General features: G+C 56.3%; 17 protein-coding genes and 1 tRNA gene. 12 read left to right on the top strand and 6 right to left on the bottom strand.

The genetic code is table 11. The features are described 5' to 3' along the window. Nucleotides 1-18: 18 nt before the first annotated feature. Complete coding sequence (locus AC2FJV_RS12415) at nucleotides 19-843, bottom strand: sterol desaturase family protein (protein ID WP_496704116.1); 825 nt, start codon at nucleotides 841-843, stop codon at nucleotides 19-21. A gap of 167 nt (nucleotides 844-1,010) precedes the next feature. On the opposite strand from AC2FJV_RS12415, the gene AC2FJV_RS12410 reads away from it, so the two are divergent. After that, nucleotides 1,011-2,042: a helix-turn-helix transcriptional regulator gene (locus tag AC2FJV_RS12410; protein WP_496713840.1), complete on the top strand. Its 1,032-nt coding sequence runs from the start codon at nucleotides 1,011-1,013 to the stop codon at nucleotides 2,040-2,042. A gap of 338 nt (nucleotides 2,043-2,380) precedes the next feature. Here the strand turns inward: AC2FJV_RS12410 and AC2FJV_RS12405 are convergent, their stop codons facing one another. Then, nucleotides 2,381-2,998 carry a GNAT family N-acetyltransferase gene (locus tag AC2FJV_RS12405; RefSeq protein WP_480596544.1) on the bottom strand — a complete coding sequence of 206 codons (618 nt, stop codon included), beginning with the start codon at nucleotides 2,996-2,998 and terminating at the stop codon, nucleotides 2,381-2,383. 478 nt (nucleotides 2,999-3,476) lie between these two features. Between AC2FJV_RS12405 and AC2FJV_RS12400 the strand changes: the two genes are divergently transcribed. The 5 genes from AC2FJV_RS12400 to AC2FJV_RS12380 are packed head-to-tail and all read left to right on the top strand — an operon-like array spanning nucleotide 3,477 to nucleotide 14,888. Next, nucleotides 3,477-6,485 carry a BPTD_3080 family restriction endonuclease gene (locus AC2FJV_RS12400; protein ID WP_496713839.1) on the top strand — a complete coding sequence of 1,003 codons (3,009 nt, stop codon included), beginning with the start codon at nucleotides 3,477-3,479 and terminating at the stop codon, nucleotides 6,483-6,485. 42 nt (nucleotides 6,486-6,527) lie between these two features. Next, complete coding sequence (locus AC2FJV_RS12395) at nucleotides 6,528-8,381, top strand: GmrSD restriction endonuclease domain-containing protein (protein ID WP_496713838.1); 1,854 nt, start codon at nucleotides 6,528-6,530, stop codon at nucleotides 8,379-8,381. Beyond that, nucleotides 8,378-11,437, top strand: coding sequence for a site-specific DNA-methyltransferase (locus AC2FJV_RS12390; protein WP_496713837.1), 3,060 nt, complete (start codon nucleotides 8,378-8,380; stop codon nucleotides 11,435-11,437). Before AC2FJV_RS12395 ends, AC2FJV_RS12390 begins: the two co-directional genes overlap by 4 nt. A gap of 32 nt (nucleotides 11,438-11,469) precedes the next feature. Further along, nucleotides 11,470-13,455 (top strand): 3'-5' exonuclease, encoded by a 1,986-nt coding sequence (locus AC2FJV_RS12385; protein WP_496713836.1) that lies wholly within the window; start codon nucleotides 11,470-11,472, stop codon nucleotides 13,453-13,455. 11 nt (nucleotides 13,456-13,466) lie between these two features. Beyond that, nucleotides 13,467-14,888 (top strand): RelA/SpoT-related domain-containing protein, encoded by a 1,422-nt coding sequence (locus AC2FJV_RS12380; RefSeq protein ID WP_496713835.1) that lies wholly within the window; start codon nucleotides 13,467-13,469, stop codon nucleotides 14,886-14,888. An 821-nt stretch (nucleotides 14,889-15,709) separates the two neighbouring features. Here the strand turns inward: AC2FJV_RS12380 and AC2FJV_RS12375 are convergent. The 4 genes from AC2FJV_RS12375 to AC2FJV_RS12360 form a co-directional block, all read right to left on the bottom strand. After that, nucleotides 15,710-15,786: transfer RNA gene (locus tag AC2FJV_RS12375), tRNA-Arg, on the bottom strand. Between the two features lie 64 nt (nucleotides 15,787-15,850). After that, nucleotides 15,851-17,233, bottom strand: coding sequence for an ATP-binding protein (locus AC2FJV_RS12370; RefSeq protein WP_496713834.1), 1,383 nt, complete (start codon nucleotides 17,231-17,233; stop codon nucleotides 15,851-15,853). Between the two features lie 18 nt (nucleotides 17,234-17,251). After that, nucleotides 17,252-18,670 carry a dihydrolipoyl dehydrogenase family protein gene (locus AC2FJV_RS12365; protein WP_496713833.1) on the bottom strand — a complete coding sequence of 473 codons (1,419 nt, stop codon included), beginning with the start codon at nucleotides 18,668-18,670 and terminating at the stop codon, nucleotides 17,252-17,254. A gap of 2 nt (nucleotides 18,671-18,672) precedes the next feature. Further along, nucleotides 18,673-19,404 carry a TVP38/TMEM64 family protein gene (locus AC2FJV_RS12360; protein WP_496708988.1) on the bottom strand — a complete coding sequence of 244 codons (732 nt, stop codon included), beginning with the start codon at nucleotides 19,402-19,404 and terminating at the stop codon, nucleotides 18,673-18,675. A 296-nt stretch (nucleotides 19,405-19,700) separates the two neighbouring features. On the opposite strand from AC2FJV_RS12360, the gene rpmH reads away from it, so the two are divergent. From rpmH to AC2FJV_RS12330, 6 genes are all read left to right on the top strand, one after another. After that, nucleotides 19,701-19,835, top strand: coding sequence for a 50S ribosomal protein L34 (gene rpmH, locus AC2FJV_RS12355; protein ID WP_005632162.1), 135 nt, complete (start codon nucleotides 19,701-19,703; stop codon nucleotides 19,833-19,835). A gap of 25 nt (nucleotides 19,836-19,860) precedes the next feature. Beyond that, on the top strand, nucleotides 19,861-20,286 hold the full coding sequence (gene rnpA, locus AC2FJV_RS12350; protein WP_496694399.1) for a ribonuclease P protein component: 426 nt from the start codon (nucleotides 19,861-19,863) through the stop codon (nucleotides 20,284-20,286). Continuing rightward, nucleotides 20,283-20,519, top strand: a complete 237-nt coding sequence (yidD, locus tag AC2FJV_RS12345) for a membrane protein insertion efficiency factor YidD (RefSeq protein WP_281973741.1) — start codon at nucleotides 20,283-20,285, stop codon at nucleotides 20,517-20,519. Before rnpA ends, yidD begins: the two co-directional genes overlap by 4 nt. 66 nt (nucleotides 20,520-20,585) lie before the next feature. After that, nucleotides 20,586-22,193, top strand: coding sequence for an acyl-CoA dehydrogenase family protein (locus AC2FJV_RS12340; RefSeq protein ID WP_496713832.1), 1,608 nt, complete (start codon nucleotides 20,586-20,588; stop codon nucleotides 22,191-22,193). Between the two features lie 44 nt (nucleotides 22,194-22,237). Then, the gene (ttcA, locus tag AC2FJV_RS12335) at nucleotides 22,238-23,131 is read left to right on the top strand and encodes a tRNA 2-thiocytidine(32) synthetase TtcA (protein ID WP_496713831.1); all 894 of its coding nucleotides are present in this window, start codon (nucleotides 22,238-22,240) and stop codon (nucleotides 23,129-23,131) included. A 73-nt stretch (nucleotides 23,132-23,204) separates the two neighbouring features. After that, nucleotides 23,205-24,749, top strand: coding sequence for a putative bifunctional diguanylate cyclase/phosphodiesterase (locus AC2FJV_RS12330; protein WP_496713830.1), 1,545 nt, complete (start codon nucleotides 23,205-23,207; stop codon nucleotides 24,747-24,749). The last annotated feature ends 17 nt before the right edge of the window (nucleotides 24,750-24,766 follow it).

Genomic DNA, 24,766 nt, shown 5'->3' with positions numbered 1-24,766 from the left:
TCACTCCAAAATTGGGTCTCACCGGGCGATTTCCTTGATGCGTCGAGGTTCGCGAACGGGCCGCCGCAGGTCATGTCTGGCAACCCTGCGGAAGGTTTCGTGATAGTCAGGATACTCGGTGCCCATCAGCCGGTCCCACCAGGTGAAATAGAGGCCGAGGTTGTACCCGGCATGGGCATGGTGCAGATCGTGATGTGTCACCGTCGTCATCCAGTCAAAAAGCGGTTTGCCGTCGCGATCGGCCGGAAAGATTTCGTAGCCGGAATGCCCGACCGCGTTTCTGAGCATCATGTGCGTGACGAAAACAAGAATTGCCGCCGGATGCGCCGGCAGGATCAGCAGGATCAGCGGCAGGTAGACCGCATTGGCAACCGCCTCGCCCAGGTCGAAACTATAGGACGTGAAGGGGGTCGGGTTGTGCGACCGGTGATGCAGGCGGTGAAAGCGCCGGAACAATGGCGAATAATGCAACAACCGGTGGGACCAGTAAAACCAGGTGTCGTGGACAACGATCAGAATCGCAATGCTGAAGATCAGGTAGATCCAACCGTAATCGGCGGCATCGGTATAGATCGGGATGATCCCCATCTCCGCGCCAAGGACGATCAGCGTGCCATTCAGCGCAAAGACAAGCACGGTGCGCAGGCTCGCCAGGATTTCGCGACGGATCTGCCCTTGCGGCGGGTCGTCGGCCCGGATTTTCCGCGCGCGGAGACGAACGGCCAACAGTAAGTTCACGATCAGATAGACACCGCCTGCACCGACCGCGTATCGCAGAAAATCCGCGACAAGAACGCCTGAGAATATCTCGGCGAGATGGCTGGTAAAACATTGTTCGGTCATCATGGTCTCCTGGTTGCGAGTGTTCCTGACCACATAAGGCGAAGGCGCATTGCGCGGCGCGCCGGATTTGAAATGTGCCGCGGGATTTGAGGAATCGGCGCCGCTTCTCCGGAATCGGCGCACCTGCCCTGGTTGACCGTTGCTTTGGTTTGGGCTTCGCTCTGTCCATGGAAGACTTGGCTGTCAGAATGGATCTCTTGTTGCGGGGCGGCGCGGTAACCGCATTAGCCGCATGCGCGCTGATCTTTCTGGCCGACCGCGCACCGGGTGCGCGCGGCTTGTCAGTGCCGAGCCTGTGCATTGGTCTTTGCGCCTATTTGCTCGTGTCGTCGCCGAATCTGGGGATTGCCGGAACCTGGGCCGAAGCCGGTCTCGTCCTCCTTGCCGGCATGGCTCCGGTTTTTGCCATATGGGCCGGAGCCGAAATCTTTCTCGACCGCCCGGTCTACCGGCCCCTGCATGGAGTCCTGGCGGGCCTCGTTATCGCGGCGGCATGGCTGGCTCCGTACTTGCCGGTCTTGACGACCCTCCGCGGCATCCTTGTCGTTTTGCTCTATGCCGGGTTGCTCTATATCGTCTTGTCCTCCGCCTCGGGCGATCTGGTCGAAACACGCCGCCGCTTCCGCAGGGGGTTCGTGGCGCTCATGGCCTTGACCGGTCTGGGGATCTCGGTGGTGGAATTGTTGAAGCTCGATGCCGATCTGCCGCGTTTTATCTATCCACTTCATGCTGCGGGCTTTTTGTTCCTGACGCTGCTCTTTCTGATTTGGGGCGCGCGGGTTGCGCCCGATCTCTGGCCCACAGGGGAAAAATCTCGACCGCGCTCCGAACCGGCTCTGTCAGACGCCGATGCTGCCGTGCTGCTCCGGGTCGAGGCGGCGATGGCTGAAGGCATCTGGCGCAAGGAAGGGCTGACGATTGCGCAACTCGCCGATGCCGTGGATGCGCCTGATCACAGGGTTCGCCGCGCGATCAATAACGGGCTCAGGTATCGCAACTTTGCCCAATTCATAAATGAACGCCGGATCGTGGCGGCCTGCGAAGTGCTATCCGATCCCGCGCAAGCCGACACACCGGTCTTGTCCATCGCTTACGACGTCGGGTTCGCCTCCCTCGGACCTTTCAACCGTGCGTTTCGAGAAAGGCACCGACAATCCCCTTCCGAATATCGAAACGCACGCGTTGCATCGAACAGATAGCGCGGATGGCCCTTGATCACGCTCGACCACCGCAATTGCCATATTGCACCCGGAGAGCCTGCATGAACTAGAAAACCGAGGGGCAACCCTGACGAACTCGCACACCTTCTTCAGGATCGCTGCATCCAAAGCTCAGGGCTCACAGCCGACCTCGGAGGCAGCGCAGCATCCCAACCAAAGCGACCCTGAACCCACGCTGCACACGGCCACACAGCTGCCTTTCACCGGTTGGTCGAGACACTGCGACCTCGCCCGCGTTCCGGTCATTCGCTGCAAGTGCAAATTTTGGCGCTGCACAAACTCACAGGTTGCGGACAATGCAGCCGTTTGATCTACCGCTATTGGGCGGCTCGAAACATCGGAAACAGGGGTGGGGCTTGGTCGGCTTTGATTAGACCCATCTCTTGGAAACCATAGCGCTTATACAGCGATAGATTTGTAGGGTTTGTCGACTCTAAGTAAGCAGGTCTTCCATCTTCGTCACAACGTTTGAGGCAGCATTCAAGCAACGCGGACCCCAACCCTTTTCCTTGGCGAATTGGATCGACCGCAATAAAAGCTAAATGCCAGCAGTCCTCATCGGGATGATAATTGTCCATCTGCCCGAAGGTTTCGAACAACGCATCATGCTTTTCTGATGAGACCGTCTGCTCAAAACAGGCGACAAGCCGTTCTTCGTCAGGGTGAATGCTTGGCGGAAGCCAAAGTGCGCCAGCAGTAAAATCATCGTTTCGAAACGCGCTGCCCTGTTCAAATGCACGCCCTCCAAAGAAGTCCATTACTCGCGGGAAGTGGGTAAGGAAATCGGCAGGTTCAGGATACAACCAGCGCATGAATGGGTCGGCAGAAAATCCTAGAGCAAGTCCGCTTAACAAGCTTTCTGCTTCACTTCGGGTTGATGATCTAAACATGAAATTACCTTTGGTCGTTCCACCTCGATTTTCACGTTTCAGCATGTGGGCCGCAAATACTTGTTGTCAAATGCGCAATTTATTGTCGTGCTCAAGCAACGATGGATGACTGAATTGGGCTGAGGCGTGTGGGGGCAATACAACATTCGGAGGTCGGGCGCATTTCACTTGGATGAAGACCGGCCCAAACCGGACTCTCGTCGTGACAAGTGATGCCGCAGCGCAGCTTCCCGAAAGCAGACGTTGTCATCGCTGCCGAAGCGGGTTCCTCAATCCGGAACGCAAGCACACCAACAACGGCATACTGTCGCCCGTTGACTATAAGAACAGACAGCGCAAACTGGAAAAGGCAGGTGTCTAGGAAACTAGGGGCACCTCAAATCGCGCCTTACTTTTTCGAAGCAAAAGTCCCTGCGGTTAGTCGCCTTTAGGCTGTAGATGCAATTGAAAACAAACGAAAGAGGTTGTGATGGGCTGAACTCGTTGATTTAATGATCCCAAAACAATGAGTTTTAGGGTGAGCATGTCATTTTTTGAAAAGCCAATTTTGAATTCGCCCTATTTTGAACCGGGACGCCACTGGGAGCTGGATACAGAAGGCCGACCCACTGACCAGGTCATAGAGCGTCGGCGTCGATCCGATCTCATATCAGCCATGCCTCCTGCCAAGAGCAAGAAAGGTGGTAAGCAGAGTGAGATGGAGCTGAGCGCCGAAGGCCTGTCGGGCCAAGACCTTAGCTACAACGTGACTGAATTCGTAAACGAGTTGCGCCGTGAAGTTGATGTCTGGCGTGCGTTACCCAACCCTACCCAATGGCAGGTGTCGCCAGTCACGCAGCGCTTGCTTTCACATTGGAGGGCGATCCAAAAAGACGAAAAACAAGTCATCAGGCCGTTCTTTTGCCAGCTTGAAGCTGTTGAAACCGCCATCTGGCTCGCCGAAGTCGCACCGAAATTGAAGGATCGAGGCAGACGCTTCCGCACCCGCCTTGAAGCAGCGAACGCCGAAGCAAACCCTGACCTATTTCGGGTCGCGATGAAGTTGGCGACCGGAGCGGGAAAGACGACGGTCATGGCTATGTTGATTGCATGGCAAACATTGAATTCGGTTCGCAGCGAAAACTCAAAGACGTTCTCTCGTGGTTTTCTCATCGTTACGCCTGGCATCACGATCAAGGACCGCCTGCGTGTCTTGCTGCCCAATGATGCTGAGAATTACTACCAAAAGATCAATTTGGTCCCCGCCGATATGATGCAAGATATGCAGCGGGCAAAGATCGTTCTGACAAACTATCATGCCTTTAAGTTGCGAGAGAAAGTAAAGCTCGCGACCGGCACACGCACAGCACTCGAAGGGCACGGCGAAGAGCTCAAGACACTCGAAACAGAAGGTCAGATGCTGCAGCGCGTGATGCCTGATCTCATGGGCATTGGGAAGATCAACGTCATCAATGACGAGGCCCACCACTGCTATCGCGAACGGGCTGTTTCTGAAACTGAACGTCTGACGGGAGACGAACTTCGTGAGGCCAACGAAAACCGGGAAGCCGCGCGACTTTGGATATCGGGATTGGAAGCAGCGAAGCGGAAAATCGGCCTGCAAATCGTGTACGATCTGTCTGCGACACCGTTCTTTCTTGCAGGATCTGGTTGGGTGGAAGGAACGCTTTTTCCCTGGGTGGTATCAGATTTCTCACTGATGGATGCCATTGAATGCGGGATCGTTAAACTGCCTCGTGTTCCGGTTGCTGACAACGTGCCCGGCAAGCCTGAGCCTTTGTACCGTAATCTCTGGGCTGCAATTGGGAAGAAAATGCCCAAGAAGACGAAGGGCACTCCCCCGGATCCCCAAAAACTGCCTCTCGAGCTGAAGACCGCTATCGACGCGCTCTATGGCCACTACGAAAAAACCTACAAGCTGTGGGAGACTGAAAATGTAGGGATTCCTCCAGTCTTCATCGTGGTTTGCAACAACACAACCAACTCCGAGCTGCTACGCGACTACATCGCCGGATATGAACGAGAGAACCCAGACGGCACGATTGAGACAGTTCACGGCAAGTGTGGCCTGTTTTCAAACTTCTCATCCGATGGAGAGCGGCTGCCGCGACCTCGGTCCGTTCTGATTGACAGCGCCACGCTTGAGGCTGGGGGAGATATCGATAAGTCCTTCCGCGATGCGCATGCCTCGGAAATTGAGGCATTCCGGCGGGAGCAGGCCGAACGCGGATTGGGTGGTGAAGACCTCAACGAAGCAGATATTCTTCGAGAGGTGATGAATACCGTCGGCAAGAAGGACAAATTAGGAGAGCAAGTCCGCTGTGTTGTCTCAGTATCGATGCTGACCGAAGGATGGGATGCCAACAACGTCACGCATATTCTTGGACTGCGCGCTTTCGGAACCCAGCTCATCTGCGAGCAGGTCGTCGGACGTGCGCTCAGACGCCTCTCTTACCAAATCGATGAGAACGGTCTGTTCCGAACTGAATACGCTGACATCATGGGCATTGATGGCTTGAACTTCTCGGACCAGCCTCGCGTAGCCCCCCCACAAAAGCCGCGAGATGTCATTCAAGTACACGCCGTCTCACCCGCACGGGATCACTTGGAAATCACATTCCCACGGGTCCAAGGCTACATCGCAGATTTACCGCCGGATCGGTTGGAGGCGGACTTTTCAGATATCGAGCCTTACGTGCTTGATCCTGACAAGGTAAACGCGACGCGTGTAACCATGCAAGGCATCGTCGGCGAAAGTGAAACGCTGACAATGGACTACCTTAAAACCCTGCGCAATTCGACCATCGCCTATCACGTTGCCAAACATATGGTTTTCGAAAAATTGCGCGATGCGAACGAGGCCCCACGCCTCCACTTGATCCCCGCTGCTAAGCGGATCGTGAACCAGTGGCTGAATGAGGGGCATCTCGTCTGCAAGGGCGGCACAGTACCCGCCCAACTGCTCTACCGTGAACTCGCGGATGAAGTCTGCGAGCTCATTTCAGGCGCGCTGATCGACAAACCTGGCGGCGACAGTCTGATGCGCGCGGTGCTTGATCCCTACAATCCCGTTGGCTCCACCCTTGGCGTCAATTTCAACACGACCAAGGCGACCCGTTACGCACCGCGACCGGACAAATCGCACCTGAACTGGATCATCACCGACAGCGATTGGGAAGACAAACTTGCGGCGCGGATCGAAGAACACCCCAAGGTTCTGTCCTATGCCAAGAACCATAACCTTGGTTTCGAAGTGCCATACTTGCTAGAGGCCGAACCGAAGACGTATTTGCCGGACTTTCTGATCCGGCTCGATACACCTGAACCGACAACCCTGATCATCGAAGTCAAAGGTTTCCGTGGCCATGATGCGATGATCAAGGCCGACACCATCGCTAACAAATGGGTGCCCGCGATCAACCGCAATGGCAAATTTGGCAGCTGGGGCTTTGCCGAATTGCGCAGTGCCCATGACTTTGGTCCAGACCTCGATGCCGCCATCGACAAACTTCTGGTCGGAGAGACGGCATGATTTCAGATAACGGATCATTTTCAAAAGAGAATTTTTCTAACGATGTTTGACAGTACAAAAGACAATCTCAACCGGATTCTTGAGCAGGTGGACGACCAAGACCTCCAGCTTCCGGACTTTCAAAGAGACTGGGTCTGGGACGAGGACGGCATACATGCGCTCTTGGTGAGTATCGTGCGCGGCTTCCCTGTGGGTGCCATTCTAACACTTGAAGTCGGCGGTGAAGTGAATTTCAAGGCAAGACCATTAGCAAATGCAACGAGCAACGGGAGCCCGCCAGCAGAATTTCTGTTGGACGGCCAACAGAGGCTGACCAGCCTCTATCAGTCGCTTTTGCGCAAAGATGTCGTCAAAACGCTCACCTCAAAAGGTGCTTTGGCTGAGAGGCTCTTTTTCGTGGATCTTGAGGCAGCGTCGCTTGAAGGTAGCGATCCCGCCAATTGGATCATAATGACACGTGGAGATGGTCGCGAAACAAGCAATTTCGGCCGCGACATTGATCGTGACTATTCAACCGCTGAGCAGCAGTTTGCGTCACATGCCTTTCCGCTAAATCAAGTCTTCGCACCATTCGATTGGCTCTTCGCCTACAAAAATTACTGGAACGAACGCGGTGAAGACACGCATGCCAAAGAACAGGCTTTGAACCTGAAGGTGGTCAAACCTGTGCAGGCCTACCAAATGCCGATTATTCGGTTGTCCAAAGGTAACAGTCGCGAGGCGATTTGCACAGTCTTTGAAAAGGTGAACACTGGCGGCAAGAAGCTTGACGCGTTTGAGTTACTAACAGCTGTCTTTGCTGCCAGTGAGTTCAATCTGCGTGAAGATTGGCTTGGAGTGGAAGGGCAGCCAGGGCGGCTTGACCGGCTGCGCGGCCTCGACAAAACAAGGGACATCTACGCGAAACTGGCCAGTACCGACTTCCTGCAAGCCTGCACCGCGCTTTCCACAATGGATCGACGCAACCAAGCCGTCAAAACAGGTCGCACTGGCAAAGACCTCCCGCCTGTAACTGTTCGCCGCGATGCCATGCTGAATTTACCAATCGAGGAATATAAGCGGCTAGCAGTTTCCGTCGAAGAGGGGTTCGCTCAAGCGAAGAAGTTCTTCACATCTCAGCGCATCATCTGGGTGAAGGACGTGCCTTACCCCTCGCAGTTGATCACACTCGCCGCAGTTTTTGCGCGACTGCCTGCTAAAGAACGTACCGCCGCTGCGCATGACAAGCTCGATCACTGGTATTGGAGCTGTGTCTTCGGCGAACTTTATGCCGGGTCTGTCGAAACCCGTATCGCGCGTGACATTCCGGAGCTGTTGGCCTGGATCCGGGAAGATGGCCCACAACCCGCCACCATTGGCGATGCAGTCTTCCAGATCGACCGGCTGGACACGCTGCGCACCCGCCTGGCCGCTGCATACAAAGGCGTCAACGCGAGGCTAATGCTCAGCGGGGCGCAAGACTTCATCTCGGGCGAGCCGTTCGAGATCATGACCTATTTCGACAGCCAAGTGGACATCCACCACATCTTCCCGCGCGACTGGTGCAACAAAAACGACATCCCCGCATCGCGCTACGATTCCATCATCAACAAGTCGCCTCTTTCTAAGATCAGCAATATCCGCATCGGTGGCGACGCCCCTTCGGTGTACCTCAAACGGATCGAACATAAGGATGGGCTGACCACAGAGCAGCTTGATGAAATCCTACGGACGCATCTGATTGATCCTGCACCATTGCGCGCAGACGACTTCGAAGCATTCTGGACCTCTCGCCAAAATGCACTCGCCGACCTGATCGGCACTGCCATGCGCCGCGACGTGATCCGCAATTCCCCAGCCGAGCCGGACTTGCAGGCCCCATACGACCCCAGTGAAGAAGATGAGGCGGCAGCATGACCGACAAGAAAACACCCATCGACCCGATCACCCATGACGACGCGCGGGTGAACATCCCGACGCCGGAACTGGCACCGATGATGGACCCGGACGATGCCAAGCCGATCAAGGTCGCATACCAGCAGCGCAACCCGGACGTTGACCCGCAGCTGATCTGGCGCGGTAAGGATATCGATCAAGAGGCGGTGACAATCGACGCGCCCCCGATCTACCTGCAGGAACAGGTGCACCCCAAGGCGATCATCGAAGACCTGCGCGCAGGTAACAAACGCAATGGCGAGGGTGGCGGCGCGGATCTGTTTGACCACTTTGGCGTGACGGACGACGACCGAAAGGCGGAGGTGGAGTTCTACAAGCACCACAAGAAATGGTCGAACCGGATGATCCTGGGCGACGGGCTGCAGGTGATGGCGTCACTGGCCGAACGCGAGGGGCTAAAGGGCCAGGTGCAGGCGATCTATATCGACCCGCCCTATGGGATCAAATTCAATTCCAACTTCCAATGGTCCACGACCAATCGAGATGTGAAAGACGGCAAGCTGGATCATCTGACCCGCGAGCCCGAGCAGGTGAAGGCCTTTCGCGATACATGGCGCGACGGGATACATTCCTACCTGCAATACCTGCGCGACCGTCTGGTGGTGGCGCGGGAACTGCTGACCGAGAGCGGGTCCTGCTTTGTCCAGATAGGGGATGAGAACGTGCACCGCGTGCGGGCGTTAATGGATGAGGTGTTTGGAGAGGAGAATTTTGTAAGCCAAATCGTCCTGAAGACAACAAGTGGAGCTGGAAGCCCAAGCGGAGGAACCTTAGCTCTAGCGGGCGTCTACGATACAGTTCTCTGGTATGCGCGCAAGAAGGACATGCTGAAGTATCGGCAGCTCTATTTTGAAAAAGCCGATATGCAGTCCGCAAATCTCTATAAGAAACATACTGATTGGTCAGGAGTTCACAGAGCAGCAACAGCTGGAGAACTCGATGGTTCCGAAAGTTTGCAAGAAGGTGCGAGCATATTCCGACCTGACAACCTTACTAGCCAAAGTTCACCGGAAAGCGCGACTTATAAGGTTGCTTATCGCGGCGATCACTCCGGACCTGGAAAAGGGGGATGGAAAACAAACCCCGCTGGTATGGAGCGCCTCAAGGCTGCCACTCGAATTTTCACCACCAGCAACCGGACGTATCAATATTTGCGTCGTCTCGACGACTTCAACGTGGCACCGATCAACAATGTTTGGACCGATGTGGGAACCGGCTCATTTACCGCCGATAAGGTATACATCGTTCAGACTAATGTAAAAATTGTGACGCGCTGTCTTTTAATGGCGACCGACCCAGGTGATCTAGTATTGGATCCGACTTGTGGATCTGGAACAGCGGCATTCGTTGCAGAGCAATGGGGCCGACGCTGGATCACAATCGATACCTCTCGTGTAGCTCTTGCACTGGCTCGTGCGAGGATTATGGGAGCAAAATACCCTTGGTACCTGCTCAAAGACAGTAGTGACGGCCAAAAGAAAGAGGCCGAAGTAACTCGATCTGCGCCTGCAACCAGCGAAACCTACGATGATATTCGACACGGTTTCGTTTACGAGCGGGTGCCTCACATCATGCTCAAGTCGATCGCAAATAATGCGGAAATTGACGAGATTTGGGAGCAGCGCCAACCCGCCGTCGAAGACACCCGCGTGGCCCTCAACACTGCCCTCCAAGGTCAGCCCGACCCGTTCCACGTGGATACTGGCGGGCGCATTGGCCAATACATCGACTTTACCGCCTCCGGCGAGGTTGAAATGCCCAGCGGAGAGATGGCCCCGGCAAACGGTTTCATGGAATGGGAAATCCCCCGCGAACCCGGCACACCGTGGCCCGCCGACCACCGCGCCGCCTATACCGCCGCACGCACCATGTCCGACGACCTGACCCCCGCCAAACGCCGCAAAGCCGAACAGGGATTGGCCGAGTTGAACGAGATGCGCAGCACCGCATGGGATTTCGACACGCTGCCCGACCGCCCCGTGACCCCGTGGCCCGACGCTGCCGTGGAAGCGCTGGAGACCTTCTGGAAAGCCCGCATCGCGCGGCAGACCGAAATCGACGCCTCCATCGCCGCCAAAGCAGATTTCGAGTACCTCTACGACAAACCCTACGAGGACAAAAAACGCGTCCGCGTGGCGGGGCCGTTCACGGTCGAAAGCCTCTCCCCCCACCGTACCCAAGCGGTCAATGAACATGGCGAGTTGATCGAAGAGGTCGACGCCGTCACCGGGCAACGTGCCCGTGGCGCACAAGAGGCCGACAACTACCGAGAGGCGATGCTGGAAAACCTGCGCAAAGCAGGCGTGCAGCAATCGGGCAAGGAAGACGCGATCAAGTTCAGCAGCCTTGTCCCGTGGCCCGGCGAATGGATCGCCGCCGAGGGCAAGTACATGGAAGGCGAGACCGAGCGCCGCGCCGGTGTCTTCATCGGCCCCGAATACGGCACCGTGCAACGCGCCGATCTGGTCGCCGCCGCGCGCGAGGCAGCGGATGCCGGTCTGGACATCGTGATCGCCTGCGCCTTCAACTTCGACGCCCACACCGCTGAGTTCCGAAAACTAGGCCGTGTGCCCATCCTGCAAGCCCGTATGAACCCCGATCTGCATATGGCTGGCGATCTGAAAGCCGGTGGCGGCAACCTGTTCGTCGTGTTCGGTGAGCCGGATATCAAGCTGGTCGAGGAGGATGGCGCATACCGTGTCGAACTGCTTGGCGTCGATATCTTCAAACCTGCAACTGGGCAGGTTATCTCCTCCGAGCCGGACGATATCGCCTGCTGGTTCATCGATACCGACTACAACGAAGAAAGCTTCTTTGTGCGCCACGCCTACTTCCCCGGCGCAGACATCCCCTACAAGCAGCTGAAGACGACGCTGAAGGGGGAGATCGATCAAGAGGCTTGGGATAGCCTGAAACGCACAGTCTCCCGCCCCTTCGCGCGGCCCAAGTCAGGGCGCATTGCAGTTAAGGTGATCAACCATCTTGGGGATGAAGTGATGAAGGTTTTGACCGTTTGACCCACAGGATCGCCGATACATTCTACGATGCCTTGGGAAAACTGACTGCTCAAGAGCAGAAGGCCGTCAAAACGACGGTCTTTGATTTCCAGATGGATCCGAGCTTGCCTGGACTTTCCATGCATCGTGTTGACAGGGCACGTGATCCGAATTTTTGGACAGCGCGCGTGAACCGTGACATCAGGATGGTCATTCACAAGCGCGATCAGGATACGCTGCTTGCATGGGTTGGGCACCATGATGATGCCTACCGTTGGGCGGAAACCCGGCGGATCGAGAGCCACCCAAAGACTGGTGCAATTCAGATCGTTGAGGCGCGCGAAACTGTCGAAGATATTGTAATCCCGAACTATGTCCAAGAAGACGTTCCCATGCCGCGGCTTTTTGCGGATGAGAGCGACGACACTTTGTTGTCCTGGGGCATTCCGACGGATTGGCTTGATACGGTTCGTTCTGTCACCGAGGACACGATCTTGGACATCGCTGGATACTTGCCAGCAGAGGCTGCGGAAGCGATTGTTCAGGCCGCCACCGGTGTTCGCCCCACGCCAGCCGAACCCGTTGCTGCCAGTGCCGACCCTTGGAGCCATCCCGATGCAGTGCGTCGGTTCCGGGTTATGGACAATGTAGAAGAGCTCAAAGCCGCGCTCGACTCCCCATGGGAGAAATGGTCGGTCTTTCTGCATCCGGCACAGCGCGAATTTGTGGATCGAGATTTCAACGGCCCAGCCCGTGTCATCGGTTCGGCAGGGACTGGAAAAACTGTGGTCGCCCTTCATAGGGCCGTGCGGCTGGCGAAGTCTGAGAATGCGCGCGTTATGCTGGCAACCTTCAACGAAAATCTCGCACGCAGGCTCGCCGAAAAGGTGCCTTTGATCGCAAATCCGACGGTTGCCGAGCGGATAGAAGTTGTTGCCCTTCAAGCGGCGATAGCCGAGCAATACCGGGCACAATTTGGTGGTTTTGAGATCGCGACCGATCACGAGTTGAAGCAGTTGTTGCAAGCAGCGGCTGACGAACATGGCAATCCAGTCGACCGAGATTTCCTCTTTGATGAGTGGTCTTTAATCGTTGACGCTTGGAACGTGCAGTCAGCTGATGAATATCGCGATCTGCCAAGGCTTGGTCGCAAGGTGCGCATGGCGGCATCACGAAAGGATGAACTGTGGAAGGTCTTCGAGGCTGTCCGTTCAGGTTTGGCAGCGCTTAGCAAAAAAACCTCGGCTCAGCTTGCACATGAGCTAAGGCGGAACGGAACCTGGCCGTACACACATGTCCTCGTCGATGAGGCGCAGGACATTTCCGTGCCGGAGCTTCTGTTGCTCGGTGAAAAGCTCGGCGACGCACAAGACGGTTTGTTTTTTGCAGGGGATATTGGACAGCGGATTTTTCGGGCCCCGTTCCCATGGAGCGCGACGCGGGTTGATGTCAGAGGTCGGTCGCGCAGCTTGAAAGTGAACTATCGCACTTCGCACCAGATCCGCATGGGAAGTGAAACTCTACTTCCTGAGACGCTCGTCGAGGCGGATGGCGCAGAGGAAAGCAGGCTGGGAGTGACCTCAGTCTTTGAAGGCCCGTGGCCCACGGTTCGGTCGTTCAAAGACCGGTCTGACGAGATGCAAGGGGTCTCCAGCTGGATTGCAGAATTGGTCGCGAGCGGTTTGGCCGAAGACGAGATAGCGGTGCTTGTCCGAACTGAGGCTTTGCTGGATGAGTTGTCAGGTTCCTGGCTAACAGATTTCCCAGAGTTGAACTGGCTGAGCATGCACGCTGCCAAAGGCTCTGAGTTTCAAGCAGTGGCAGTGATATCGCTGGATCAGTCCGTATTGCCCGATGAAGAGAGACTGCTTTCCGCTAAAGACGAGAGCCAGCTGGACGAGGTAATGTCTACGGAGCGGCACTTGCTATATGTGGCGGCTACTCGAGCGAGAGACCACTTATGGCTATCCGGTGTGGATCCGGTTTCGGAATTTGTAACGGATCTCAAGGCACTAGCAGTTCCGTTGGCGACCCATTGAAAGTTGGATGGATGAAAGACTACGTCAGCGAGTATCGCAACAAACGCCCAATCTATGAATCATTGTGTTCAGTTGTGGCGCAAGTCATCGAGGCTTCGTTCGGGCAGGCCAATGTAAGGTTCCACTCGATTGATCCACGGGCGAAAGAAGTTGAGAGCTTTGAACGGAAGGCGTGCAAAACTGACGACGCAGGTGCAGCGAAGTACCAAAACCCGCTGAAGGAGATTACAGATTTAGCGGGTGTTAGGGTGATTGTTTTCACCATCGATGACATCGCAACGGTAACAGAGTTTGTTGATGAGAACTTTGAAATTATTGAGAAAAGAGATGTTGGAGAGGAACGTGTCGAAAAGGGTCAGTTTGGGTATCAGAGCATCCACTATTTGGTTCGATTAACCGAAGAGCGGTTGGCTCTCCCAGACTTTGCAGCCTATCGAGACTATGTGTGTGAAATTCAAATCAGAACAGTTTTGCAGCACGCTTGGGCCGAAATGGAACATGATATCCAGTACAAAGGTAGCAAGAACATTCCCAAAACGGTGAGGCGCAAGTTTCTGTCCCTAGCGGGTCTGCTTGAAATTGCCGACCGCGAGTTTGCGTCAATTCAGAAGGCAGATCGAGAGCTCAAGAGGGGCATACTTACCGATTTGCAGAAAGACCTAACAAAAGATGCCATAACCTCCCCAGGGCAACAGACGACTGACGGTGGCCCAACTGTCAACGTTGAAGAAAGTACCTCTGGAGTACAAGTTCGAGATTTGCTCTCTGAGGGGAGGTACGCGGAAGCAATTGATTTGTATAATAAAAAGATAGAAAGCGAGCCGACCAGCTATACCCTTTTCATAGGTAGAGCCCGAGCGCTGTTTTTGGTGGGAGAAACAGCAAAGGCGTTGGAGGACCTGGACAAGGTCGATGAGTTGCAAGCAGATAACCCACATGCAGCTTCGTTGAGATCAAAGATCGTTGGTGGCCGCGCCCCGCAAACTTTAGCGATCGAACGGACAAATCCGAATGCCGACATAAAGAGAGGGGACGATGCTCTAGCTGCCGGAGATGCCGAAGCAGCCTTTTCGCTCTACTCCGACGCCCAGTCCGCTGGCGCGTCATGGCCCTTTACAACGTTTAAAATGGCACTGGCGGGGGCGGTCGCAGGAGATTTTAAGGGTGCGGAGATTTTACTTGGTGAACTAAAAATCAACCCGGGCACACCGATGGAAATCAACATTCGCGCGCTCAAAACCATCCTCATAGCTTGCCAAGATCAGGAGGGTTTTACTGAGAACTTACAGGGGCTGAAAACACTGGTTGAAGACAAGGGCGACTTCAACTTTCACTTGTCGCCGCTTTCGCTGTTGGCTGAACTAAGAGATGCCAAACATTGGGGCGACAAGGCTTCGAGTGTTACCGAAGTTCTCGATGTTCTTAAAGGGTGAGCAGTCCGCCAGCTTTAGCGCGTACTGTGGTGTAGTATGTGGTATACATGTATTTGTACAATTTTTTATTGTTATTAAACAAATGTTAATGTGAATTCTAGCGATCCCTTCGTCTCCGCAGCGCGATTTCGATGCACCTTAGCTTTCTGTTGCCTTCAAAGGCGCACGATGCGCTTCTGCAATTTCGTTGAACGTCTGCTTTGGTAGATCGCGAAAGAGTCACTTGCATCTGCGGCGAACGGCGGCTCTCCGCCCTCCCAGCAGGTTACTGTGCACAGGCAGCAGGTTTTTCGCGTGTGCAGCAAAAGTCCGCTTGGTGGCCCCTATTGCTTTTTGTAGTTTGACAGAATGGTACAATCGCAAATGGCGACGGGCCCTCTTTCCCCTTACTTTCCCTTCGTGGGCCAGCGGCAATTGGACATGCCAAACGCCCCTGGCCGTCAGGGTGAGGGCGCTGCCCTCCCCCTCGGGCAACCCTTTTAGACAGGGCCGTGTCCTCGGCTTTGCCTGCGGGCCGCACCACCCCTGTCGAATAACGTTGCCTCGCCCCCTCCCGCGTTCGCCACGTGGCAGATTAGCAGGAACAGGCAGCTTCGCTGTCTGACCTACAAATCAGCTCTGATTTTCCGAAAGGGAAGTCAGAACAAATCAAACTGCGTGCGGGAGCATAAAATGGGGGCGGTGTGTTAGTTGAAGGCGCAAAGGTCAAATTCAACTGATGTCCAACGTTGGGGGCGCCTTCTGATGTCGAACGTTCGCTGATTGTCTGGTCCAACTATGACGGTTGGGTCAGGTTCGTGTGACGTTCAACAGGAAACCAGTGGCGGACCGAGGAGGATTCGAACCCCCGACCCCTTGATTCGTAGTCAAGTACTCTATCCAGCTGAGCTATCGGTCCGCGTTGGTGAGGCGCTATGTAGACCCGGTATTCGGGACGTGCAAGTCGATTCTGTAAAAATAATTCAAAAAGCCCCATCGCCCCGCGGGAGGCGAATTTCAAAGGTGGTACCTGTTGACCCTGTCTCGGTCAGAACAAGGTCACCCCCATGGCCCCGCAACAGTTCCTGTGAGATCGCCAAGCCCAGACCCGACCCGCCTTTGCGGACGCCACCCTGAAAGGGTGTGAACAGATTTTCACGCGCTTTGGCCGGCAGGCCCGGCCCTGTGTCGCTGATCTGAATACACCAGTTGGCGTCCTGCTCTTGCCCGGACAAGGTGATCCGACCGGGCTTTCCTGATGCAACCAGCGCCTGACGGGCATTTCGAACGAGGTTCATCATGACACGGAAAATCTGTTCAGGATCAGCTCTTACGACCAACTCTTCCGGCACATCATTGATGATCTCGATACAGGCATCGGCAACGGCAAGTTTCTCGCTCGCAACCACATCCTCGGCCACAATGCGGAGCGGAACCAGTGTAAGCGACGGTGCAGGTTCTTCAGCGCGGCCAAATGCCAATGTGCTTTCGCACAGGGTTACCGCTCGGGTGATCGAGTTCACCAGCTTAGGGGCCATGCGACGCACCAACGGGTCTTCGCTGGATTCGATCCGGTCGGTAAACAGCTGGGCCGAGGTCAGGATGTTGCGCAGATCGTGGCTCACCTTGGCCACAGCCCCGCCCAACTGCGCCAGACGCTCGCGCTGTTTCAGGGCCTGGGTCAGTTCGGTTTGCAACTGTTTCAGCGCCTCTTCGGCCTCGCGCAGCTCGGTCACTTTGGAATCCGGTGAGATGATTCCACGGGCATCTTCGGGGGCGCTGGCATAGCGCTGCATATATCCGACAACGCTTTTGATGGGCTTTACCAGAACCACCCGAACCGCAAGAAACAGGAAAAAAGCCGTGATGATCGAAATCACAAATGACAGGCCCAGAATGCGTAACCCATAATCCGTCATCGCCATACGCAAAGGCATGCTGTCAGTCGTCACCTCAATCAGCAGACCTGCGCCTTTCACAGGCTCGCCAATTACACGGATGACTTCATTTTCCGGCGTGAACAACCGCACGACAGCATCCCGGATCAAAACCCATGGTCGCGCGTCACGCAGGTCATAGGTCTTGCTGATCTGCCCTGGAATAGGAGAGGACAGCATCAACTGGCGCATCTCGTCTCGCCGTAGAACCACGTTATAGACGCCCGCATTGGCCAGCAGTTCAGCCTCAAGGTCCTCGGCCAGCATATCATCGGCCAACAAAGCGAGCGAGGCGATCTGAGCGCGCTCCAGCCGGTTCAGCAGGAAATCTTCGCGGAATCGCGCAATCGAAGGGACAAAAATCAGAACCTCGGCCAACATCACGAAGACCGTCGTCAGGATCAGAAATCGGCCTGACAGCGAGTTCACATTGCTCTCCCTTCCAGGTCAGGGCATCCAGCGCTGGACGAAGCTGACCACACGTTTAACCGTTTGATTCTCAAACAGCCTTGGTGAGAAATAGGCGCCCGCCACCCGTTTGTTAAGCTCTCCAATCGTCGGATAGGGCGAAACCATGGCGGCAACCTGCCCCATCTTCAGATTATTGGCCAGCGCCAGCGACCACAAGCTGATCAGCTCACCCGCCTGATGGCCAACAATTGTGGCACCCACAGGTCGGCCTTTGACGACCATGACCTTGATGAAACCATTCGTTTTACGCTCGGAAATGGCGCGGTCGTTGTGGTGATAGTCAAACCGCGCAATTTCCATCTTATCGCCATGCTCGGCGCGCGCCTGCACCTCGGTCAGGCCAACCTGCGCCAGCTCGGGGTCGGTGTAGGTCGCCCAGGGGATATGTGCGGTTTTCGCCTTGGAGGGCAGCCCAAACAGCGCCGAACGAATGATAATCCCCGCGTGATAGCCCGCCACATGAGTGAATTGCAGCCCACCCGCGACATCTCCGATCGCATAGACCCTGCGGTTCGTGGTGCGCAGGGTGTCGTCGACCTTGATGCCGGTTCGGATGGGCTCGATCCCGGCAGCGGCAAGGTTGAGGCGGTCGGTATTGGCCTTTCGCCCCGCAGCGAGCAGCAGATGCGTGCCCGAGAAGACCTCGCCGTTCTCGGGCACCACTTCAACCGCGCCATCGGAGCCGCGAATCTGTGCCACCATCGCCTGTTCATGGATCGCAACGCCCTCGGCGCGCAAACTGTCCAGCACGACCTCTGCCGCCTCGGGGTCATCCTTGCCCAGCGCCTTTTGCCCTTCGATGACTGTGACCTTGCAACCGAGCCGAATATGCGCCTGCGCCATCTCCATCCCGATGGGGCCACCGCCGATGATCAGCAGATGATCGGGCTTGTCGCGCAGATCAAAGATAGTCTCGTTGGTATAATACGGCACCTTGTCCAAACCGGGGATCGACGGAATCAGTGGTGAAGAGCCTGTTGCAATCACAACCCGCCTCGCGGTGATCAGATGATCCCCCGCCTGAACCTGTGTCGGAGAGACAAAGCGGCCATATTCCCGGATCACCTTGACACCAAAGCTTTCGAACCGCTCTTGGCTGTCCATCGGCTCAATCTGCGCAATCACACCATGCACGTGGTCTTTGGCGGCGGCGTAATCCACCTGTGGCACCACATCCGCCACACCCAGCGCCGAGGCATGCGCCTGCCCATAGGCGGCCTTGCCGCTGGCAATCAGGGCCTTGGACGGGACGCAGCCGAAATTCAGACAATCGCCGCCCATCTTGTGACCTTCCAGCAGGATCACATCCGCACCCATCTGGCTCGCCCCCGCGGCGACCGACAGCCCACCTGACCCGGCCCCGATCACCAGGATATCGGATTTCAGTTCTTGCATGATCAGCTGTCCTTTTGGCCGCGCAGCGTTTTGATCAGAATGGGCAGAGCCGCCAGCACACACAAGCCGATGATGGGGCCGATGACAAAAGGCTCCCACAGCAGTGAGACATCCGGCGTTTCACCTCGGTCGAATACACCGCCCAGTCCGACGCCGATCCAAGTATAAACGATGCCACCGGGAATGATGCCCAGCGCCGTGGTGAACAGAAAGTTGCGGAACTTCACCCCCACCAGCGCCGGCACTAGATTGGCCACAAAGAACGGAACCACCGGGACAAGGCGCAGCAGGAACAGGACCGAGATCTCATTCTCGCGCAGGCCGTCCTTCAGCTTTTTGATGGTGCCTTCCGAGGCTTCAAGCCGTGCTGTCAACGACGCACCTAAGCCCCAGCGCGCCGCCAGAAAAATCGCCGAGGCGCCGATGGTTGCCGAAAAGATGTTGAAGACCGTGCCTGCGAACAGTCCGAACAGGAACCCGCCGGTCATCGAGGCCACCGCGGCGCCAGGCAGCGAAAAGGCAACGATGGCAATGTAGATCGCGATGAATGCGCCTGCCATTGCCCAGTAATTGGCGTCACGCCAGCCCAACAGGGCCTCTCGGTTGTCGCGCAGGGTCTCAAAAGTCAGGTAATCACCCAAGGTAAAGAACCCCACGGCGGCAACGGAAAGAATCACCAGCAAAGGAATATGTCGCGCAAGCCCGCTGCGCGGGGCCTGAGTTGTATCGCTCATAATGGTGTCCGGTTTTGTGCGTCTCATTCTGGCCTCAACATGCGACGTCACGCGCCCGGGCAACAGGGGCCTCACGCTGCCTTGATCTTTTCGACAGTGAATGTGAGGGTTTTGTGCCTAAAATCCGTATTTTTGAAATCTTTTACCGCGCGGGATTATAGAATTGTTGCAAAAGGCTGCAAAACCCCCACCAAGGGGTTTGACTTACCCCCCGCTTGGCAGTAGAGGACGGGCTTCGAACACCACGGGCAGGCGAATCCGCGCTGCACCCGACCGAATAGATTGGAGACGGAGCGATGAAACGCACCTATCAGCCTTCGAACCTGGTTCGCAAACGCCGCCACGGTTTCCGCGCGCGCATGGCCACCAAGGCCGGCCGCAAGATCCTGAACTCGCGCCGCGCACGTGGCCGCAAGTCGCTGAGCGCATAAACCGCTCACCGATCAGGTTATGAACATGACGCCGCCGGAGGCCCCTGAGGATGGTAACTGCCAACCCGGGGATACGCCCCCGGCGGCGTCCGTTTGCGCATCCAAAACATTGATCATCCTCAGGAAACGATCCGATTTCCTGAACGCCGCGCGCGCGCGTCGGCAGGGCACATCATCAATGATGGTGCAGGCGCGCAAACGCGCCGAGGGCGAGGCGGACGGGATTCGCGTCGGTTTCACCTGTTCCAAAAAGGTCGGCAATGCCGTGGCTCGCAACCGGGCCAAGCGACGCCTGCGCGAAGCTGCGCGCGCGGTACTGCCTGAGAAGGGGCAGGACGGCTGGGATTACGTGCTAATCGGTCGCGCCGATGTCACAGCCGGACGCCCCTATGCAGCGCTGCTGGATGATTTGCGCTATGCTCTGCGTAAAGTCCATGCTGCGCGGAAATGACATTGCTCTCGCATATCCTTGCCTTACCCATTCGGGCGTACCGGTTGCTGTTCAGCCCTTGGGTCGGGTTCAACTGCCGCTATCAGCCTACATGCTCGGCCTATGCGTTGGAGGCACTGGAAAAACACGGTGCCATCAAAGGCACATGGCTGGCCGCACGACGGATTGGGCGCTGCCACCCTTTGGGTGGTGACGGGTATGATCCGGTTCCGGACCGTGAAGATCCCTCCTGACCCGTCGTCGGACTTGACCGGAGCGCACCTTCGCTGAACAGTTGTGCTGTTCAATTCGAGGGCCAGATGACATCTGACGCGCGCCATTCCCTACCCATGCATGACGTTCTGAACCAGCCGCCTGTGCGCGGAGATTTAGACCTTTGGGCCTCTGACCCAGTACTGCAAAATGTGGCAGGCGCGCGAAGCTCTATTCTTCGCAACTATGGTGCAGACCTTGGGCGTGCTGCAGTCAGAGACATGGCGCGCGAGGCCAATTTCCACTCCCCAGAACTTGTTCTGTTTGACCAAGGTGGACGCCGCCTGGATGAAGTGCGTTTCACTCATTCATACCATCACCTGATGCAACTCAGCCAATCATCCGGATACGCAGCCGTTGCCTGGTCTGACCTACCGAATGGTCACGCGACCCACGCCGCCATGGTCTACCTTGCCAGTCAGGTCGAACCCGGACATTGCTGCCCGCTGACCATGACTTACGCAGCCGTTCCAGCACTTGCGGCGAATGAAGAGATTGCCTCGATCTGGGTTCCCAGATTGACGGAATGGAACCACGATTCCTCTATCGCTCCTATCGCCTCCAAAAAAAGCGCCACGCTGGGCATGGCGATGACTGAGAAACAGGGCGGCTCGGACATTCGCGCCACTACAACGACGGCCACACGCGACGGAGATCACTGGCGGCTGCGTGGGCATAAATGGTTCTGCTCGGCCCCGATGTCCGACGGTTTCCTGACACTTGCCCAGACCCCCGGCGGTCTGACCTGTTTCCTTGTGCCCCGCTGGCTGGACGACGAACGCAACGCAATCCACCTGATGCGGCTGAAGAACAAGCTGGGCAATCGGTCCAACGCCTCGGCCGAGATTGAATACCATGATGCGCTGGCCTATCAGCTTGGCGATGAGGGCGCGGGTGTGCGCACAATCCTGGAGATGGTGCATCACACACGGCTCGACACTGCGATGGCCCCGGCAGGTTTGATGCGGGCGGCCCTCAGCGAAGCGCATCACTGGGTCAGCCATCGCAGCGCCTTTCAGCGCCGGTTGATTGACCAACCCCTGATGCGCATCGTTCTGGCCGATCTCGTGCTGGACTGGGAGGGGGCGCTGACACTGGGAATGCGTGTGGCGCAGGCTTATGACGGTCATACACCCGAGGATAAAGCCTTTGCCCGCATCGCTGTTGCACTCGCCAAGTTCCTCAACAACAAACGCTGTCTAGTCGTCGTGGTCGAAGCCATGGAGGTGTTGGGCGGCATGGGCTATGTCGAGGACACCCCCCTGCCCCTGCTCTACCGTGAAGCCCCTTTGAACGGCATCTGGGAAGGTTCGGGCAATGTGATCTGTCTGGATATCCTGCGCACCCTGACCCGCGACCCCTTGGCCGCCCAAGTCCTGCAGGTCGAGCTTGAGGCGGCAACCGGAGTGAACCGCCACTATGATGCGGCGCTGAGGGACCACCGCGCCCGCTGGACCAATATCCCACCCGAAGCCGAGGCGCGCTGGTTTGCGGAGCGCACTGCTTTGCTGCTGACGGCCTCTCAACTAATACGCCAAGCGCCCGGGCCGGTCGCTGATGGATTTGTGGCGTCTCGGCTGACAGGTAACAATGGCCGCATCCCCGGTTCGGTGTCCGGGCTGGACACTGGTGCCCTGCTTGCGCGGTTGGGCTGACCCGCACACTTGCCCGGATACGCCATCTGCTGTAGGGGCAGCGCATGTTTGATGAAGCTGACGATATCCATCCGCTGTTTGCCGGCGCGCCTTCGACCACCGAGTTCAAGAAGCTGCGCAAACGCATCGTGCGCCACACCCGCGAAGCCATCGAACACTATGGCATGGTGGACCCATCCGCGCACGAGAAAAACGGCAAGCCACCCCGTTGGTTGGTCTGCCTGTCAGGCGGTAAGGACAGCTATACCTTGCTAGCGGTTCTGTACGAGCTGAAATGGCGCGGCCTACTACCGGTCGATCTGCTGGCTTGCAATCTGGATCAGGGCCAGCCAGGTTTTCCCGCTACCGTCCTACCCGAGTTTCTGGAAGGCATGGGTGTTCCCCACCGCATCGAATATCAGGACACTTACTCGGTCGTCATGGACAAGGTTCCCCAAGGCCGCACCTTTTGCGCGCTATGTTCGCGCCTGCGCCGGGGCAACCTGTACCGCATCGCGCGGGAAGAGGGCTGCTCGGCCGTGGTGCTGGGTCATCACCGTGACGACATCCTTGAGACGTTTTTCATGAACGTGTTCCACGGCGGCCGTCTAGCAACGATGCCGCCAAAGCTGGTGAACGAAGAAGGCGACCTGTTCGTCTTTCGCCCCCTTGCCCATGTCGCCGAGGCGGATTGCGAGAAATTCGCCAATGCGATGAACTACCCGATCATCCCTTGTGACCTGTGCGGCAGCCAGGACGGGTTACAACGCCAGCAGGTCAAACAGATTCTCGATCAGTGGGAAAAAAACAGTCCCGGACGGCGGCAAGTGATGTTCCGCGCCTTAACCAATGCGCGCCCTTCGCACCTTTTGGACCCGAAATTGTTTGATTTTGTTAATCTTTCCATCAATTCGAGCGAAAAAACTGAAAAAACGGATGATATTCCACAGCTGCGTTAACGAGTGACTCAGACTAATTTTCTACGGTTTGACCGGAGCACAAGATGCTCAGGGTAAAGGCGAAGACGAACCGATGAGGAAATCTGTTTCCGTTTATCAATTTCTCGATACTCTCACCACGTATCTGAGTGGCCCGCCGGTGCTGGCCTTTGCTCCCGCCATTTCGCTTGCGGCTTTCTGGATCGGTGGAGAACGTGCGCTTGTCGTTGTGGCACTAAGCCTTCCGTTGCTGATCTTCGCCTTCGCCTCAGTCAGACGCACACAAACTGCACGCATCTCTCCACTGCACCATCACGGAAGACTCGCGCCAACGGATAAGTTTGCCGCCGAACTTGAAAACTTCTTTGACCGTACCGATCACAATAACATGGGATCGGCTTGTATGATTATAGCCTTAGACGGGTTCACTGAATTTGTTGACCTGCACGGAAATGCGGCCGCGACCCATCTGTCCAGCCAATTTTGTGACCGCATCTTCTCGGTCATTCGAACCGGCGATATTGCAACACGATTAGACGAGTGCAAAATAGCCATCGGCCTGCGCCCGTCACAGCATCTCAATCTCGAAGCCTGTATTCAGATGTCGGGCCGCATCCAATCCGCCGTTGAAGAGCCGATCACCCTAAACGGCACCACTGCCTATGTCTCGTGTTCAATCGGTTTTTGCCTGCAATCCGCAGTTCGCGGATCCGGGTTTGAAAATTGGATTGATGCCGCATCTGCTGCGCTATGCGAAGCTCAGCGTAATGGGCCCTCAACGATCCGCGCCTTTTCAAACGAAACCCGCCGTAGATCCAATATCAGGGCCAACCTTCGCAAAGAGTTCGAGGCTGCGCTGGACAACGGACAAATCCGCCCCTGGTTTCAGCCTCAGGTTTCCACAGATACAGGGCGGGTTACGGGGTTTGAAGCCCTGGCCCGCTGGGAGCACCCGGAAAAAGGCATCTTGAACCCACAGATATTTCTGCCTTTTGCCGAACAGGCCGAGCTGATGGAGAGGCTTGGCCAAACGATGCGGCATCATGCATTTTCCGCGATGTGCTGCTGGGACCGGAACGGGATTCACGTCCCACGAATCGGAATCAATTTTTCTTCGGATGAGCTACGAGACCCCGCTCTGCTGGACCGATTGAAATGGGAACTGGACCAAAACGACCTGACGCCCGACCGACTGGCTGTCGAAATTCTGGAAACCGTGTTTTCGCGACGTCCGGACAATGTGATTACCCGCAACGTGACCAGCCTTGCAGCACTTGGCTGTTGTATTGATCTGGATGATTTCGGCACTGGACATGCCTCGATCGCCTCGATCAAACGGTTTGATGTGACGCGGATCAAGATAGACCGAACTTTTGTGGCCAAGGCGGACAGTGATGCATCGCAACAACAATTGGTCAGTGCAATTCTGACTATGGCCGAAAGGTTGAATGTAGAAACACTCGCCGAGGGTGTTGAAACCACCGGTGAGCACGCGTTGATGGCACAGCTTGGTTGTGACCACGTTCAAGGCTTTGGCATTGGCAAGCCCATGCCGTTCGAAAAGACCATGGATTGGATCTCGGCCCATCAGAACAAAGTCAAAGGCATTCCCAAAATTGGACGGCAAGCGGGTTCCTGATCGCAGGTTTTCACCAC

This window comes from Ruegeria sp. CDSA241 (genome assembly GCF_059611265.1).
Note: the sequence above shows the minus strand (reverse complement) of the source record. Positions and strands in the feature narration are given on the sequence as shown.